The organism is Methylocystis rosea, from assembly GCF_003855495.1.
Lineage (GTDB): Bacteria > Pseudomonadota > Alphaproteobacteria > Rhizobiales > Beijerinckiaceae > Methylocystis > Methylocystis rosea_A.
The window spans coordinates 296,063-313,408 of sequence record NZ_CP034087.1; the positions used below are offsets into that span (position 1 = coordinate 296,063).

A 17,346-nucleotide genomic window follows, 5' to 3' on the forward strand; every position below is an offset into this window, starting at 1 on the left:
TATTCGCCGATCACGCCGGTTCGGAGACGCGTGCGCCTTCGCGCGCCGCGGCGATCGTCTCGCTGAAGGTCTTCAGCCCAGGCTTCGGCGCCATCACGAGCGCCGCCATATTTCCCGGCGCATGTTCGTTGCGCCACATCTTCATGTGCGCTTCGGGAATGCTCGTCCACGAGAAGACTTCGGACATGCAGGGATCGACGCGGCGGTCGAGCACGAACTGGTTGGCGGCGCTCGCCTGCTTCAGATGCGCGAAATGCGAACCCTGAATGCGCTTCTGGCGCATCCAGACGTAACGCGCGTCGAACGTGATGTTGAAGCCGGACGTGCCGGCGCAGAACACCACCATGCCGCCGCGCTTCACGACCAGCACCGAGACCGGAAAGGTCGCCTCGCCCGGATGTTCGAAGACGATGTCGAGGTCCTTCTTGCCGGTAATGTCCCAGATCGCCTTGCCGAATCTACGCGCTTCCATGGTCCATTCGTGGAATTCTGGCGAATTGACCTTCGGCAGCTGACCCCAGCACCTGAAATCCTTGCGGTTGATGACGCCCTTGGCGCCGAGCGACATAACATAGTCGCGCTTCGAATCATCCGAGATGACCCCAATCGCATTGGCGCCGACCGCCGCGCAAATCTGCACTGCGAAAACGCCAAGGCCGCCGGATGCGCCCCAAACGAGCACGTTATGTCCGGGCTTCAGCTCATGCGGCGTATGGCCGAAGAGCATGCGATAGGCGGTGGCGAGCGTTAAGGTGTAGCAGGCCGACTCCTCCCAGGTGAGGTGCTCGGGGCGCGCTAAGAGCTGACGGTCCTGCGCGCGGCAGAACTGGGCGAAAGAACCGTCCGGCGTTTGATAACCCCAAATCCTTTGCGACGTCGAATACATCGGGTCGCCGCCATTGCACTCTTCATCGTCGCCATCATCCTGATTGCAATGGATGATGACCTCGTCGCCGATCTTCCAACGCTTCACCTTGGAGCCAACCGCCCAGACGATGCCCGAAGCGTCGGAGCCGGCGATGTGATGGAGACTGTTGTGTCCGTCGAACATAGACACAGGTTCGCCGAGCGAGGCCCAGATTCCATTGTAGTTGACGCCGGCCGCCATCACGAGCACGAGCACATCGTGACTGTCGAGCTCCCAGGTCGGCACGACCTCCATCTGCATGGCGGTTTCCGGCGGGCCCTGACGCTCGCGGCGGATCGCCCAGGCGTACATGTTCTTCGGCACATGTCCGAGCGGCGGGAATTCGCCCATTTCATAGAGGTCTTTTTTCTCGGTCAACTTTCTGTCTCCTTGACGAGTTGCGCTCATTGAACGGCGGCGCCTTCTGGCGGGCGCCGCCGCATTTATGTTGACGCTCCTTCCAATGGGGCGCCGTCAAACTGGGAAGAAGGGAGGGCCGGCTCTCCGGCGAACCGGGAACAAGTTTCATTGCTCCGCACATTGCGCGAATTCGGCGGCGCGAAAGCTCGCATTGAAGGCCGCGCGCAGTGTTTCCCGCGTAAGAAGGGCGACGAACGGAAGTCGGCCGAGAATGTGCGCGCCGCCCATGGTCCCGATCGTGGCCTGTGTGTTCTCGTGCTCCTCGCCGACGAAGGCGACGCCAAGCAACGGAATATTCCGTCGCCGTAGCGCCTCGATCGACAGGAGGCTGTGATTGATGGTTCCGAGAGACGTGCGCGCCACGAGAATGACGGGAATTCTCCAACGCGCCAGCATGTCGATCGTCGGAACTCGAAGGGTCAACGGCGTCATCACGCCGCCGGCGGTTTCAATGACGAGCGGACGATCGCATTCGGGTAGCGCGAGGCGTTCTGGATCAATCTCGACGCCGTCGATTTTGGCTGAATAATGCGGCGAGACCGGCGTGTTCAGGCGCCATTTCTCGGGCAGCACGCGCGCTGGTGAAAGCCCAGATAGCCGGGCGACGGTTTGCGAATCCGTCTCGCCGTCGAGACCAGACTGCACGGGTTTCCAATAATAGGCGTCGAGCGCCTGGGCGAGCGCGGCCGAGAAGATCGTCTTGCCGACGCCCGTGTCGGTTCCGGCGATCACGAAACGCTTCACTCGTCGATGCCTCCCTCAGCTTAGTTGCGACGGGCACGGCCGTCATAGCCGACCCTCAGTTAGCGTGCGCGCAATGCGCGGGAATGTTACGACTGCGCCACAAGCCGCACATTTCGGAGCTGCGAAATAGACGATCGCAGCATGAAATTAATCGCCCCAGTTCCCATCGAAAGGGTAGGCAAACATCATGGGCTTGAAAAATTCAAACTTCAGAACAGATCATTCGAAATAAGCTAATAGAAATCATGTGTGACGCGCGAACTCATTGAGCTGGGGGCGCTGGCGCGCGGCTAGACGCTGTTTGTGCGGCTAGACGCTGTTTGTAGTGCCGTCCGTCACGGCTCGCCAATCGCCAAACGTACGATAGCTGCGTATCGTATCCCCTACGTCGTCGAGGGAGTAAAGGTGGAGCCAGCGATTGTTTACGAGATCGCGAACGGTATCGTTCTTACGGATAACCGCCTCGATTGCGGCTTCCGGCGCTTCGATGAAAACATTGAGCCGCAACGGCTCGTGAACGAAGCGCTTGCCGTTATGGACAGACTGCCATGGCAGGCCGACCTTAAGGTCGCCGGCGTTTCCCTCAAGAACGCCAATCTGGCCCACGACATTGTGCAGCGTCTTATTGCCGCTGCCGAAGACGCGATTGTTCGCCGTCGAACCGAAATATTGGAGGTTGATCCAGCTAGCAACGACCATCGGCGCCGTCATGATCAGCTCCAGCACGCTATATCCGTCATCCTTCGTGTGGTCATAGCTGTGCAAGAAAGCGCGCCCGCCGAGATCGAGTCCCCGCGTGCGCTCGCGCGGCGCGGCGATGAACACCGCATTGCCGGCGAGACCCCATTCGGGACGAAGCTGCGACCAGTCGCGGCTGCGCGCGACAATCTTCGCATCGATCATTTCCTTTCCGGCGAGTCCGAGGAGCGCGGAGCGCTCCATGCGAGCCAGCGAAGCGGCTTTGCCCAGCCAGGCTTTGAGTTCGTCAATGTCCTTGCTGTGCGACGTAGGGGCGTTCTCGACGTCATAGAGTCGCACCTCGTCCGTCGTCGTATCGTGCATGGCGCCTAGGAACCATGTGTCATGCGGGATGCGGATTCCCTTGAGCGCAAGGCCTTCTCGCACATGGGCGTCATTGAGGATCGTCGCGGCGACTCGGGCATTGGCCTCGCCCGTGTGTCCGCCGCAAGCGCCGCAATCGAGCCCCGAGGCGTGCGGATTATTAACTGTCGTGCTGCCATGCCCGGCAAGCATCACCAGACGCGCGAAATTCTCCGTCATCGACATGGCCTTGAGAACGGCCTCCGCCATGGCGACGCGCTGAATGTCCGTGAAGCCGGTGGCGCGTCCACCGACAATCCGCGGCTCAATGCTCGGGCCCACACGTTCGATCACGGAGCGATCAAGGCCGTCGAGATTGGGATGCGGCGCGACGCGCGTCAGGCCCAGACTGTCGGAGAGGATCTTGCCGGCGTAGAGGAGCCCCGCCGATTCGACGAAGGCGAAAGACGAGACTGCGGAAAGCTTGAACGCCTTCCACGCCTTGCTCGCACGACGCCGGAGCAGACGAAGACCTAGAATCTCTTCCTCTTCTTCCTCGGATGCGTCGCGTACCGCTTCGCAGACGACGAAAGCCGGCCTCAGGAGCACCGGACAATGTGCGCCGCCCTTGCTGTGGCCGATCGGCACATATTCGATCGGGAAACCGAAGAAGCCCGCGAAGCCGACTGTTTCCGCCTGCGGGCAGACGGTCTCTAGCGCGCGGCGGTAAATTTCGGAGCGCACGTCAATGCAAAACGCCGCCTGAAGGGTTGCGCGTTCCGTCTCGCGACTTTTAGACCACTTCACATTTTCATGCAATCGTGCGACGAGCCGCCGCTGAAACGCGATTTCATAAGCGTCCTGCAGCATGAGATCGACGGTGAGATCGGTATCGTTATTGAGGCTTTCATCCTGCGGCGTCGCGGCGGCGATGCGCATCGCTTCCGCCCACGCGGAAGAGAAGGCTGCGTCGGTACGGGCCTGGAACAGGCCATATCCATAGGCAACGCGAATGGCCAGAAGCTGCGTCAGCGTGTCGTTGGGTTCGCCATAAAGCTCCGAATTCCAGACGAGATACCGCGCATAGGCCGCCCAGCCGCCAATGTCGAAGAGCGTCCGGTGCAGATAGTCCTCGATCGCGCGCTCGGCAATCCCCAGTTTTTCGATCGCGGCGCCGATAGTTTCCACTGGGTCATCAGGCAATGCGAGAATAGCGCGGCGGAATCCGCGCACTCCCATGGCTTCTGGATTGCGATCATAGCGCGCGGCGGCGCGCCAGGCGGCATAAGGCTTCATGTGGCGATTGGGCATACGCCAACTAGCCTGGCCGTCATCGAAATAGGCCGCGCACCACCGCGAAATATCGTCGATCATAAAGCCGACGAGCGACGCCTGCCGGTCTCCATCGGTAAGCGCGTCGAGCACCTCGGCGACCGTCGCAATCGCCGCCTGATTTGGCGCGTCAGCTTCTGGAGGGCTCGTGGCCGCCTCCTTCAGCGCGGCGACGTCAGCCGGCGCGCCCGTTGTGTTCGACGCTCTAGCGAGCGCGGCTTCAAGGTCGGCGTCTGAAACGGCGCCGGCCTCGATCGCTTGCCAGTAAAAGCCGCGCGGCATGAGCATATGGGTTTTTGCCACGCGCTTGAGGGTCGCTGCGGTGCTGGCGAACGACTGGTGGGTGAAGCCGAGAAATGGATTCACGGCGACAAAATGCTTCAGCGGCCAAAGCGGCGCGATCTTGCGGCAGGCACGGTCGATCGCCGCTTCCAGCAGCTTGCGCCTGCGCTGCGAGGCGGAGAATCGCGGGAGTTCTTCCGGCGCCAGATCGAGTGAGGTCGCATCGGCGATAATGTCTTTCACTTTCCTTGTGAGCTGGAACATGCTTCGTCTCCGGCGTCGATCAGTTGGATTGGACGGCGAGCGGCCGGCGCCGCCAGAATCTCAACACAAGCCGGTTGGCGATGGTGTTGAGATAAAGACCCTGCGAAATGTGGACATAGGCCGCCTGCCAGACGGGCGCCTTAGCGTGCCGCGCAATGACGCTTTGAAACACCGTTACGGCGCAGAAGGACAGGATCATGCTCGCGAAGATGAGATGGCCCGCAAAGCCATGAATAGACATGGTGGCGGGAAGGCTAGAGGCCATTAGCCGCTCGGCCACCTCGTGCAAGGTGAAGAAGGCGACGGCTGCCAGAGCGGCGAGCGCAATGGTCTTGCCGATCACATAGCCGTTCGGCCGCTCGTCGATGGCGTTGGCGACCATATGCGCCAGCCCCATCATCAAGATGACTGCAAGAGCCAGGGCGCCGGGCTTCTCGCTGAAGCTCGCGCCGAAGAGCGGGCTGACAACGAAGGCCACGGCGACTGTTGCAACGAGCGCGAGTCCGAAGCGCTCCGGATGTGGCTGCCCGCCGGGGTTCGGCGTCCATGAGGCGCGCGCGAGATCGATGACGCTGCCGGACGAGAGGAAGGCGTGCGCTTTGTAGAGCGAATGGGCGACAATGTGCAGAATCGCAGCGGGGAAGGCGCCGAGCCCGCATTCGAGCATCATAAAACCCATCTGCGCGACAGTAGAATAAGCGAGCGACACTTTCACCGAGGTCTGGGTCAGCATGACGATCGAGCCGAACAGGGCCGTCGCGCCGCCAACAACCGCGAGCAGATGCAGCGCCCCGTGAGAGAGCGCCACGAGATCCGCAAGTCGAAGCACAATGAAGCCGCCGGCATTGATGACGCCCGCATGCAGCAAAGCGGAGACTGGTGTCGGGGCCTCCATGACCTCGATCAGCCAGCCATGGGTTGGCAATTGCGCGGATTTCAGCAGCGCCGCCATGACAATCAGTACCGCGGCGGTTGTGACGTTGGCGTCGTAGGCGCTCATCGTCTTCGCTTGCGCGAAGAGCGCGGGAAATTCGAGCGTGCCAAATGTCGATAGTAGAAAGGCGGCGGCGCCGATGAGGCATAAGTCAGCGATGCGACTCGCAATGAATTTCTTTTTCGCAGCGAGTTGTGCGGCGGGACGCTCGCCGCAAAAAAGCAAGAGCTTGTTGAGCCCGATGCTCGTCGCAATCAAGGCAGCCATGAGCTGGACAAGATTGCCGGAGATGACGACGGCGAGCACGGCGGCGAGCGTTAGAGCCATGAATTTCAGAAAGCGTCCATGGTTCGGGTCGCCGTCGAGGTAATTTCGGCTATAGCGAAGGACAATCAATCCGATGAAGGAGACGAGCGCCAGCATCGTCGCCGAAAGCGCATCGACATAGACGCCGATACCGACGCCGCTGACGCCAAGCGTGACGCTGGCCAAGGGACCATGAAGCGCGATGATTGCTGTTGCACATAGCGCAACGGCGAGGGCCATCGATGCTGCAAGCAGCGTTCTTCTCGCCATCTGGTCGGGCGCGGCATTGGCCTGTCCGGAAGGCGTCATCCCGACCCACGCGAGCGACAGCGGCGCCAATAGTACAAACCAGCTTACAAGTTGACCCATGACCGGCTCCATCAATGTCGATGGAGCAAGAGCTAGATCAACCCGGCCGTTCGGAAAAATTCTATTATTGAAATCCATCATTCTGTTTGATAGAACGATGCATGGCTTTCCTGAACTATCATCACCTGCGGTATTTTTGGGCGATCGCCAATGCGGGCGGCCTAACGCGAGCAGCGAAATTGCTCAACGTGTCGCCGTCCTCATTGTCCGTCCAACTCAAGTCGTTGGAGGAACAACTCGGTCAACCACTATTTGAGCGGGACGGCCGCGCTCTGCGATTGACGGAAGCGGGTCGTGTCGCACTCGACTACGCCAATACGGTCTTCAAGTCCGGCGAGGAATTGCTGAGCACGTTTAAGAGTATGAGTTTTGGTGATCGGCAGATGTTGCGAATCGGTTCCGTCGCAACGCTGTCGCGCAACTTTCAGATCGAGTTCCTCAAACCCCTCATCGACCGTCAGGATGTGGAGCTCCAGGTAAAATCGGGAGCATTGAACGAGCTTCTTCAAAAGCTCGAAGCCCATGCGCTCGACCTCGTGCTGTCAAATCAGCCTGCCACAATGGACATGGGTTCCGAATGGCAAAATTTGCTCATCGCGGAACAGGCGGTCAGCATTATCGGTCATCCGAGCCTGGGGATTGGGAGGAAGGGAAACGCGTCGACCTTCCAGTTCCCCAACGATCTCACACGGGTTCCGATCGTTCTCCCCGCGCGGGGCGCCGCGATCAGAATAGCCTTCGACCGCATCGTCGAAAAAGCCGGAATCAGTCCGATCATTCTGGCGGAAGTCGAAGACATGGCGATGCTTCGTCTCATCGTCAGAGAGAGCCACAGCGTGACGCTCGTGCCGCCAGTCGTTGTCAGGGACGAACTTGAGTGCGGCGCTCTCGTCGAACATTGCAGGCTTGAACAGATAAGGGAGTCCTTTTACGCCATCACGCGAAAGAGGCGCTTTGCAAATCCCCTATTGACGGAACTCGTCGGCTCGCGGCTACTCGTCGGTTAAGCGCTCTACCAGGAAGACATGCTGCGGATCATCGCCGCCACCGCGGGATTCCGATGATTGGCGACGGCGAAAACGCGTTCCTGAACGCCCTCTATTTCGGCCACGAAATCGAGTCCATAGCGCTCACGCATTTCGCGCCGTATCACACTCGGTGCAAAGATAAGCCCCTCGCCGGTTGCGGCGATACTCTTCAATAAAGAGTTATCCTCGATTTCCGCTCTGACCTGCGGCTTTAAGCCATGGCTATGAAACCAGCGATCCAGCGACTGTCGCAAAATTGTGTTGGAGGTCGGTAAAATCACGGGCGCGTAATGCAGCGATCGCGGAAAGCCATCCCGATATGCGGCAACGAGGTTTGGCGCGCCGAATATAGACATATCCAGCGCCGCTAGAAGCTGACTGGAAAAGCCGTGCCTTACGGAAGCTGGTGGCGTATTCAAGAACGCGAGATCGTAAGTCAACGGCCTCAGCTCTGAAAGCGAACGCTCTGCGTTGCTATCGAAACATACGAGCTTCGGCGACTGCGGCATACTCAACAGTGGCGTGAGCAGCCGGCGTACAACCAAGGTATCAAGCGCGTTGCAGACGCCTATCCGTAGTTTCAGCCGACGTTCTGCGTTTTCGCCCTTCAGCCAAGTGCTCAGCTCGTCGCCTATGCTGAATATTTCATCCGCGTAACTGAAAGCCAGCAGGCCCTTTTCGGTCAAAACCAGCTTCCGGCCCTCTCTGCGAAAAACCTTATTGCCGATCGACTTTTCGAAGACGGCCAATTGGCCGCTGATTGTCGGCTGCGCCAATCCCAGCATACTGCAGGCGTTCTTAATTGAGCCCATTTTGGCGACGGCCCAGAAATAATAGAGATGCTGGTAGTTAAGGCGTTCCAAGTCCAAGTCCGGCTGCTTTCTCCTTTCGTACGAGCCGCTTGTCGCTATGAAAATTACATTTTTCTTAATCAACACTTCCGTTTCATAGAACGATGCCGGATCCTGTCTTCTATAGACTCAGCTTCGGTCAACTTGATCAATCAACAAGTTCGCTTCGTTCTCGATCGCTTGGGCGGCTTCATTTGAAAGCTGAGGATCAAAAAATGCGATCGGGAGCTCATTTTTCTGTTTGTTGCTGGTGAGGATTTTCGATACCGATAGGACGTAGCGTTTGCGGTTCGCACGGATTAGCAGCCGGTTTGACTTCGTCGTGAGAGTGAACTATGCGCACCATAAACTGGCCAACTAAGTCAACGCCTTTGCCGTACGGGTCCCGTTTCATTCGTCGCCTCAGTTTACATCGGATGTTCGGTTCCGCATCACACGCCAGCCTTTCGGATAAGCTGGATGAGTTCTCGCGGGCCGCGGAAATGCGCTGGCCGGCATGATCGTGTCATTCGATAGGCTGGTTGGCGGCAAGCTGCTTCTGTTGCTTGGCGCGCTGGGGATCGGCTATGTCGACGTTTTGTCGAATGTCTCCGGCCATAGTGTGCTGACACCTTACTCGGCCGGTTCGCTTGAAGGCGTTACGCCGAGCTTCGCCGCTTGGGGAACGACCTTCTATCTCATCGGCGTTGCGCTCGGCGTGCCGTTCGCGAGAGTCCTTTCCGGTCGCTTCGGCGAATATCGCGTGCTGACGTTCGGCTATTTCTGCTACGCGATCGCCTCGCTGATTTGCGTCTCGAGCGAGAGCGTTTTTATGTACGCCCCAACGCGGTTCGTTTTCGGGGTCTTCGGCGGCTTTCTTGCGGTCGTCAGTCAGTCGGCGGCGCTCGGCGAACTGCCAGAAAAACAGTACAAGATCGGCCTTGGCTACTGGGCCGCGCTCGGCATATTGCCTTATACGCTGGCGGTCTTTCTCGGCGGCTTCTGGGCCGAGTATTTTTCCTGGCGTTGGCTCTTCTACGCCAACGCCACGCTGGGCGTTCTCATCTCGGCGATCATTGGGGCGCTGCTTTATGGCCGCGAATATAAGCGCAAGATCGTCCGCTTCGACGCCGTGGGCTATGTGCTGCTCGTGATCACCTTGATCGCCATGCAGATGATGCTTAGCCTGGGCAATGATTTCGATTGGTTCGGCTCGCCGCTTCTGTCACTCGCATTGTTTACCGTGATATTCTCCCTCCCGCTCTTCATCATCTGGGAATGGGGCGAACGCCACCCGATCGTCGATGTGCGGCTTTTTTCGCGCTCGAGTTACGCCATTGGCGTCCTCAGCGGTTTTCTCGGCTTTTTCGTCATACAGGGGCTGATGTCGCTGCTGTCGGTGCAGCTGCAGCTCCTGCTCGGCTACACGTCCTCGCTCGCAGGCCATGTCTATCTCGCGATGATGGTCGCGGGCCTGCCGCTCGCGGGCTTCATGTACGAGATTTCGAAGAAGCTCGATGTGCGCTTCGTGATCTGCATGATGTGCATGTGCTCGTCCGTCGTGCTCACCTGGCTCGGGCTCTTCGACAAGAACGCCTCATACGATACGCTCACCATACCGGTTGTTTTCCTGGGCTTTTGTGTCGCGGCGCTTTCGGCGCCGACGTCGACCCTCGCTACTTATGGGTTATCAGGACCGGCATATAAGCGGGCGGCGGAAGAGTTCCTGCTGTTTCGCCTCGTCGGCGGCGCCTTCGGCATCGCGTTTCAGAGCGTGATCTATTTTCGTCGCACGCCGTGGCACCAGCTCAATTTGTCCGAATATCTCGGCGGCCGCCGCTTCGCCTCGCTGGACACGCTGGCGGCGTTGACGCAACAGCTTCAGTCGTTGGGCGTGTCTGAATCGGTCACGCGTCGCGTGATTGCGCGCGCCATTCGCCAACAAGCGGGCATTCTCGCCATGGATGACGCATTTCTGCTCGGCGCCGTCATTATGTTCCTGCTTGGCGTTGTCGTCTGGTTTGCCAAACTCCAGAAACATCCAGCAAAGCCGGCAGGCGCCTCGGCGCCTCCTCCCGGTCAGACGATGGCGGCGGAGCATTGATGGTTCTCATTCGCAAAATTCTTTGGCTGCCAGCGAAACTCAGGCGCGCGACCCGCGTCGGCGTCGCCGCGGGCTCCTGTGCTTTGCTCGCAGCGTGCATGCCCATCGACCGAGCGGACCGCTCGCAATTCATCGAGCAGCCCGCAATGACCCGCACGCTCTCGCAAGCGGGCCTTCCCGTCGTAGAGGGCGAGACGGCCTGGCCGCAGGAGGAGTGGTGGCGCGCCTTCCGCAGCGCCGAACTCGACGCGGTCATCAGCAAAGCGCTGTCCGACAATCAGAACTACCGTAAGGCGCAAAACGCGCTCCGAGAGGCCGACGCCGCCATTCGTATTTTCGGCGCCCGTCTCCTGCCGGAAATCAATTCAACTTTCGGTATGCGGCAGTCGCGCAATCCCCTGCATGGCGTCGTCGCTTCCTACAATCCGGAGCAAGGCGGTCTGGAAAAGACCATGGCCTTCATCAATCCGCTGGCGTTGACCTGGGAACTGGACTTTTGGCAGAAGAATCGCGCGCTGCTCGATGCCGCGATCGGTGAGGCTGCGGCGCAGGCGGGCGAGACCGAGCAAAGCCGGCTTCTACTGACGACGGGAGTGGCGCGGGCGTATTTGCGCGGCTACGCGCTGACACAGCAGTCGGGCCTCGCAACAACGTCGGTGAAAATGCGCCGAGAGCTGCGCGCGCTTGCCGAGACCCGCTATCAGACCGGGCTTGATACGCTCGATGGCGTGCAGATCGCGCGCACGAACGAAGAGGTCGCCGTGCGGCGCGAGGCGACTGTCAAGGCGGCGATCACGCTGCAGCGCGACGCGATTGCGCGGCTGATGGGCGAAGGGCCTGACGCGGGCCTCACGGTTCTCAACGGGCGTGGCAGCGTCGTGCCGGCGCAGCCCGCATTGCCGAAAGCTCTGCCGATCGAATTGTTACGGAGACGTCCCGATCTCGCGGCCGCGCTCGCGCGGGCCGAGGCTTGGGCGGCGCGCGTTCACGCCGCGAAAACTCTGTTTCTCCCCTCCGTCGATCTTGCGCTTGGGGGCGGCTTCGAAGCCTCCGTCACTTCGACAAAGATTAGTAAGCTCGCGGGTTTTCTCTTCAATCCTTCCGCGCTCGGCTATGTCGCCGCCCCGACCATTCGCCTGCCGGTCTTCCAGGGCGGCCGGCTGAGCGGCAATCTTGAAGTGCAGCGCGCGGAATATGATCAGGCGGTCGACGCCTATAACGACACGCTGCTGCAGGCCGCGCAGCAGGTCGCTGATGCGATCGCCAATCTCAGGCGTGCGCGCTCGGAATTCGACGCGCAAAGCCGCTTCGTGCGGGCGCGCCGGACCGAACTGGCGTTGTCGAAGGTCCGGCTGCGCGACGGCCTGCGCGACCAGCGAGAAATCCTGCAGGAACGCGCCGACCTGCTCGACGCGATCTTTACCCTGCGCGGGCTCGATGGCGACCGTCTGATCGCCGCTGTCGATCTTTATCAGGCGCTTGGCGGCGGCTTTGCAGGCGGCCCGGGGCCGGATTATCCGAAGCCCGCGCCCGAGACCGATCCAATCACGCCCGTCGTCGAGGGAATCCAGTCGCTGACCGGCGGCTGAGACGAGATTGCGCGGGAGTAAATGTTGATGCGGCAAGCGGTGGTGTGATTAGTCCATGTCTCTGTCGAGAAAAAGCATCCGCGCGAGAAGGTCCTTTCTTCTTAAAGTCGTCTTCCTGGCAATTGCGATCGCCGCATTCCTAGCGCTGTTCAAATGGTTCACTTACGACCGTGACCGCATCACGACAGACAACGCCTTTGTTACGGGCAACATCATTCCCGTCATGGCGGACGCTACGGGCGTCGTCGCCGCTGTGAATGCCGAAGAAACACAGCTCGTCAAAAAGGGCGATGTGCTGGTTCGGCTCGACGCCCAGCGCGCGCGCGCAGCGTTGGGACAAGCCGAGGCGGAACTCGGCCGCGCCGTGCGCGCCGTCGGCGCGCTCTTCGCCAATCGGCAGCAGGTATGCCAGAAACTCGCCTCCCGTACGGCGATACGCGAACGGACACGGCACGATCTCGCCCGTTATCGGTCGGCCGCGCCGAGCGGCGCCGCGTCGCGCCAGCTTCTGCAGAACACCGAGGACCAGCTCGCGGCGCAGGAAGCGGATCTGCGCGAGACGCGCGCCGAGCTACAGGCGTTCGATGCGCGCCTCATCAATGCGACGCGCGTCAGCCATCCCGATATCGAGGCGGCGAGGGCGCGCTTTAACGACGCCTATGTCGAAACGCTGCGCCAGAGCATTCGCGCGCCGGCGACGGGCTATGTCGCCAAGCGCCGCGTTCAGGTCGGCTTCCGCGTCAAGCCCGGCGACCAGATCATGAATATCGTGCCGCTGGACCATCTCTGGATCGAGGCCAATCTCTGGGAGAACCGTCTCGAGAGCATTAGGCCGGGGCAGAAGGCGGAGATCATTGTCGATCTCTACGGGAGCAAGCGAACCTATCATGGCGTCGTCGAAGGCGTCGTGCCCGGCTCGGGCAGCGTGTTCGCCACGCTGCCGCCGGACAACGCCACCGGTAACTTCATCCGCATCGTGCAGCGCATCCCCGTGCGCATCGCGATCGACCCAGAAGAGCTGAAAAAGCAGCCGCTGCGGCCGGGACTTTCGACGATCACGACGATCGACGTGAACAGCACACCCCTGTCGCCCAATGACTCGATCGTAAAGACGGCGACGAGCGAATATACGACCGAAGTATTCGACAAGGACCTGGCTGAAGCAAGGGCGCGCGCCGAAGCCGTGATCAAGAACAATTTGCTCGGCGCGCCGGACGCGGCGGAAGCCTGCGCCGTCGCGGAGAAATGATTCGCGGCGCCGCCCTTTGCGCTAAACGGACCCGGCGGGGTCTCGGGTCCGATCGTTGCCTTGCGGGCGTCGGAGCAAGCTGAATGGAGCGAAAGCAATACCTTCAGAACATTCTGCTCGGCCTGCTTTCCGGGCCGCTGCTTGCCGCGCTGATCCTTCTCGTTCCGATGGGGATTCTGACGGGCCTGTCGGTCGTCCTCGATCCGTCGCTCGCAATGTACGAATTCGTGCCGGAAGAGGCGCTTGTCGTTCCCTTCATTATCCTGGCCGTTCTCATATCGGCCGCTAATGTCCACATTGCAGTCGTGATGGCGCGAGACAGAGGAGTTGGCCGTATCATTAGGGCTACGACAGACCGCTACGCTGACGATCCAAGCGGCGCGCAAAACATCCATGGCCACCCAGGCCGCGCCTTCGCGGAGGAATTTAAGGGGTTTCTGGCCCAACATGAAGACAAGGCCGTCTCGCTGAGCGAGCCCACTGGCGAAGATTATGGCTGGGGCTTTTGGGTTGGGGAGAAAGAGTTATCGCCCTTGTGGGTCGCGATCGCGCATGTCGGGCGCCCGAATGAAGAGGAGCGCGCGGAAGAATATATCGTCGCCATCACGCTGGAGCCGCCGATACTGCCCTGGCGGCGTCTCACCTATAAGCCTGACTTCGCTCTTCGAGACAAAATAGGGCTGCGCCTCACGGAGTTTCTCACGAGCAAAAACATCCCCTTCGTTACTGAAACCGAAGAATGGGTCGACCCGGAGCCGAAAACGGATCGGGAGGCTCGATTCTAACGTCGTGAAAGATCTTGAATGATGCTGTGCACCAAATCTATTCTCGATATCAAGGGACCTCCCCAACTCGCTCTGACACCACGGTTCAGAAGCAGCATTCATGATAAATTTGTCATCCCCCAAGAAAAGCTCGTGGACTTCATGATACAAGCGCCCGTTGATTTTTGATCGGCTGGATCGGCGCAAATTGTATTGAGGGGCGCCTGACCTCCTTGCAAAACGCCGCCGCATCCGCCGCGGATCATGGCGAAGCCCGACCAATTCACGCGTCCAGAAGGAGAAACAGCCACAGACTTCCGACCCGATGAGGCATTGCGGAGTAACGTCAGCGGCGAGGCGCCGCTACCCAGGGACGGGGTCGAAGCAAGTGAGATCGATCGATCGAAACGATGCGATTAAACGAAGCCATCCCGTTCCTGGAACATGAGTCGATCGACGAGCGCCGCCACAAAATGCTGGATCAAATTGTACAGGATAACGGGAAGCAGAACGCCCGGGTGATCGGCCATCGTCGTCGAGGCCAACATCAGACCGGCGCCATTGTTGTTCATTCCCAAGCCGAACATGAGCGACGCCGTTTCCCGCCGGTCGGCGCCGCCGAGCCGCGCGATCAGAAAGCCGATGGCGAACGCGGTCAGACAGAGAGAAAACACAATAAACATCATGAGAACCAGAAAGTCGGCGTCGGGTTGCCGCAGGACTCCGGGCAAGGACAGCGAGGCGTTCGCGTAATTGAGAATGACGATGGCCGCGTAATTCGAAATCTTCAGATAGGGTTTCGCCGCAGCCGCGCGTTTGTCACTGAGGGCGCGGCCCGCGGCGAGGCCGAGGAGAGATGGAGCAAGCACCCATAGACCCAGGAAATTCGCCGACTCGCCTGCGGCGATTTCGTGCAAATCCTCGCTGTAATCCCCTGTCGTGACGGCTCCTGCCGCGTGCAGGACAAGTGGCGTGAGCGCCGGACTGAACAGGGTGGTCGCCAGAACCAGGCCCACGCTCAGCGACATATTGCCGTTGGCGCTTTGCGCCCAGGCCGTAGACGCGCCAGCGATAGGCATGGCGGCGACAAAGGCGAGGCCGGTGAGCAATTGTTGCGTTTCATCGTTGTTGTGCCAAAGCCGCAGCAAGACGCTGCTAACGAAAATGAAGGCAAGCGGCGAAGCGAAATTTCCGACAAGGCCGCCGAGCGCCAGAACCGGACGCCGCGCAATTGTTTTCAACTCGTCGATATTCGCCACAAGGCTGGCGTTGAAAAGAAGCGTCGCCAGCAAGATTGCGGGCGTCGTCGCGACGATACTCATTCCAGCTATCGATGTATTCAGGAAACGCCACGATCGAAGCGTTTCTCCAAGCTGCGGCGTGAAAGCGGCCGCGCCATAGGACGCAACGACGATCCAGATGAAATATTCATGGAGCAGATGCGCGCATTTTTTGGCGAATCCACTCTGATTCGACATGTTTTTTCTCCCAGCCGGATATAAGCGCTCCAGCGACACGCGCCTCTTGTACTAAGTAAATTTTTGACGGCGCTGCAAAAAGACGGCGGCCTGAAAGGGCCGCCGTGAAACCGGAACAAGAGACGCTATTGCGGCGCGCGTTCGAGTTGTTGCAGAGCGCGATAGACGATTCGCGTCGCGCTACGGCGCCTCTTCTCGCCGAACCTGATCCCTTCTTCCAGGCGGGCGATCGCCTCCTTGACTTGCGCATTGGGCCGTTCCTGCTGTTGGGCCTTCGCGTGATGCAGCGCCTCCGTGGCGTGTCGGACGAGCGTGCTCGGCTTACCTTCGCGGCCCGCGACGACGGCTTCCCGAGCATGATGAATCGCCTGCGCGATGTGACTTTCCTGCGCGAGCGCGAGGCGCGGCGCAAAGGACCAAGCGAGCCCGAGGCTCAACATGGCGATCATTAATCTGCGGCTCATAATGTTCTCCTCTATTACGAAGGTCATTCCGGCGCCCCCCTTGCCAGTTCTACCCAGCTCGGCCGTCGCCGGTTCCGGTATAGCAGTCGCCGACCCCCGTTCAACCAATTGAGATCACGGGGCGTGCTCCAGAGAATCGAATTCCTCTTTTGCGGGGCGGCCCGGCGTCGCCGATGTGCGCTCAATTATTTTTCTTAGGGAAAGTAGGGCTCCTGTTTGAGCGTCGAAAATGAGCTCCCTCTTTCGCCCCCCGCTCTGCGGGAGAACCTCGACCTCATAGACCCATACGCCCCGCTTGCGCTCCAGTTCGATTTCCATGACATGGCCTGGAACGGCGGCGCGCGCCTCGGCCAGAATTGATTCCATGGGCTGCAGCGCTTCGCCCTGTGACGGCGACAGAAAATCGAGGAGATTTTGCGCCTGCGCCGCGCCCGCTTCTAGGCTGGCGACCACAGTAACCATTTTGATCATCGGCATGAATCGCGGCTTGAGCATCTTGGCACTCGCTTTTTCGAGTGGCCGACGGTTTCATCGAGGATGAGACCGCCGTCACCATCGCCATATTTATGCGCAACGGCTGCGCCCTAAGTTCAGGCCGCCGCGCGAATGTCCACTCATAGCGGCAACCACTTTCCGATCACCCATGGTGATGCGGCGAATGCCGGGGAAGCGGATTGTGACGATGGTGATGCGGGTGGTAAGGGTTCAGATGCTTGCGGTCATGATGAGGGCAAGGCGAACGCCAATGACGAATGCCCCTCGTGAAATTTTGAGGCGAGGTCGTGACGAAGCACCCTCGTCCATGGTGGCCATGTCCGTGATGGCCATGATGATGGGGGGCTAATTCGTGAAGAAATGCGACGGTCTTCTTTTCCATCGCCAGTGCGCTGGCGCCTCCCAGGACAGGAAAACCGATAACCGCCACAGCGGCGGCGACAAGCAAGCTCTTCTGGACAAACTCCAGCATCCGCAACTCCCTTTCCATTTGAGTTCTTCGATGAAGTTGATATGGCAGTCGCACCAGCCGCTTCAATGACCTCGACAGGAGCGCCGGCTGCGTCACGGTGTCTCCCTCAGCTGGTCGTTCATCCTTCCGAGCCACGTTTCATATGTCCGTCGGAAATCATGCAGCGATGCGGGCGTTGCGAAGGCCGTAAGGAGATCGGAGCTGGATTGGATCTCATGGCGAATGCGGATGAGTGGCGGATTCGCGATGACGGCCGCCCCGTGGAGCCATTGCC

General features: G+C 60.0%; 14 protein-coding genes. 5 read left to right on the plus strand and 9 right to left on the minus strand.

Annotated elements, in window-relative coordinates; all coding sequences use genetic code 11:
- Nucleotides 1-10: 10 nt before the first annotated feature.
- The 4 genes from ccrA to EHO51_RS19185 form a co-directional block, all read right to left on the minus strand.
- On the minus strand, nucleotides 11-1,285 hold the full coding sequence (gene ccrA, locus EHO51_RS19170) for a crotonyl-CoA carboxylase/reductase (protein ID WP_124740435.1): 1,275 nt from the start codon (nucleotides 1,283-1,285) through the stop codon (nucleotides 11-13).
- A gap of 147 nt (nucleotides 1,286-1,432) precedes the next feature.
- Nucleotides 1,433-2,071, minus strand: coding sequence for a dethiobiotin synthase (bioD, locus tag EHO51_RS19175; protein WP_124740436.1), 639 nt, complete (start codon nucleotides 2,069-2,071; stop codon nucleotides 1,433-1,435).
- 309 nt (nucleotides 2,072-2,380) lie between these two features.
- Complete coding sequence (locus tag EHO51_RS19180) at nucleotides 2,381-4,990, minus strand: YbcC family protein (RefSeq protein WP_124740437.1); 2,610 nt, start codon at nucleotides 4,988-4,990, stop codon at nucleotides 2,381-2,383.
- 19 nt (nucleotides 4,991-5,009) lie between these two features.
- Nucleotides 5,010-6,599 carry an NADH-quinone oxidoreductase subunit L gene (locus EHO51_RS19185; protein ID WP_124740438.1) on the minus strand — a complete coding sequence of 530 codons (1,590 nt, stop codon included), beginning with the start codon at nucleotides 6,597-6,599 and terminating at the stop codon, nucleotides 5,010-5,012.
- 101 nt (nucleotides 6,600-6,700) lie between these two features.
- On the opposite strand from EHO51_RS19185, the gene EHO51_RS19190 reads away from it, so the two are divergent.
- A complete protein-coding gene (locus EHO51_RS19190) occupies nucleotides 6,701-7,606 on the plus strand; it encodes a LysR family transcriptional regulator (RefSeq protein WP_124740439.1) in 906 nt (301 codons plus the stop codon).
- A 5-nt stretch (nucleotides 7,607-7,611) separates the two neighbouring features.
- Here EHO51_RS19190 and EHO51_RS19195 read toward each other — a convergent pair whose 3' ends face one another.
- Nucleotides 7,612-8,565, minus strand: coding sequence for a LysR substrate-binding domain-containing protein (locus EHO51_RS19195; protein ID WP_245434980.1), 954 nt, complete (start codon nucleotides 8,563-8,565; stop codon nucleotides 7,612-7,614).
- Nucleotides 8,566-8,974: 409 nt separating this feature from the next.
- On the opposite strand from EHO51_RS19195, the gene EHO51_RS19200 reads away from it, so the two are divergent.
- The 4 genes from EHO51_RS19200 to EHO51_RS19215 all read left to right on the plus strand — a co-directional run bounded on the left by EHO51_RS19200 (nucleotide 8,975) and on the right by EHO51_RS19215 (nucleotide 14,184).
- On the plus strand, nucleotides 8,975-10,561 hold the full coding sequence (locus EHO51_RS19200) for an MFS transporter (RefSeq protein ID WP_124740440.1): 1,587 nt from the start codon (nucleotides 8,975-8,977) through the stop codon (nucleotides 10,559-10,561).
- Complete coding sequence (locus EHO51_RS19205) at nucleotides 10,561-12,150, plus strand: efflux transporter outer membrane subunit (RefSeq protein ID WP_124740441.1); 1,590 nt, start codon at nucleotides 10,561-10,563, stop codon at nucleotides 12,148-12,150. Before EHO51_RS19200 ends, EHO51_RS19205 begins: the two co-directional genes overlap by 1 nt.
- 55 nt (nucleotides 12,151-12,205) lie before the next feature.
- Nucleotides 12,206-13,399 (plus strand): HlyD family secretion protein, encoded by a 1,194-nt coding sequence (locus EHO51_RS19210; protein ID WP_124740442.1) that lies wholly within the window; start codon nucleotides 12,206-12,208, stop codon nucleotides 13,397-13,399.
- 83 nt (nucleotides 13,400-13,482) lie between these two features.
- On the plus strand, nucleotides 13,483-14,184 hold the full coding sequence (locus EHO51_RS19215; RefSeq protein ID WP_124740443.1) for a hypothetical protein: 702 nt from the start codon (nucleotides 13,483-13,485) through the stop codon (nucleotides 14,182-14,184).
- A gap of 395 nt (nucleotides 14,185-14,579) precedes the next feature.
- Here the strand turns inward: EHO51_RS19215 and EHO51_RS19220 are convergent, their stop codons facing one another.
- The 4 genes from EHO51_RS19220 to EHO51_RS19235 all read right to left on the minus strand — a co-directional run bounded on the left by EHO51_RS19220 (nucleotide 14,580) and on the right by EHO51_RS19235 (nucleotide 17,072).
- Nucleotides 14,580-15,641, minus strand: coding sequence for a bile acid:sodium symporter family protein (locus EHO51_RS19220; protein ID WP_124740444.1), 1,062 nt, complete (start codon nucleotides 15,639-15,641; stop codon nucleotides 14,580-14,582).
- Nucleotides 15,642-15,766: 125 nt separating this feature from the next.
- The gene (gene smbP / locus EHO51_RS19225) at nucleotides 15,767-16,105 is read right to left on the minus strand and encodes a small metal-binding protein SmbP (protein ID WP_164479485.1); all 339 of its coding nucleotides are present in this window, start codon (nucleotides 16,103-16,105) and stop codon (nucleotides 15,767-15,769) included.
- A gap of 114 nt (nucleotides 16,106-16,219) precedes the next feature.
- On the minus strand, nucleotides 16,220-16,600 hold the full coding sequence (locus EHO51_RS19230; RefSeq protein WP_124740446.1) for a PepSY domain-containing protein: 381 nt from the start codon (nucleotides 16,598-16,600) through the stop codon (nucleotides 16,220-16,222).
- 142 nt (nucleotides 16,601-16,742) lie between these two features.
- Nucleotides 16,743-17,072, minus strand: a complete 330-nt coding sequence (locus EHO51_RS19235; RefSeq protein WP_124740447.1) for a hypothetical protein — start codon at nucleotides 17,070-17,072, stop codon at nucleotides 16,743-16,745.
- Nucleotides 17,073-17,346: the final 274 nt, after the last annotated feature.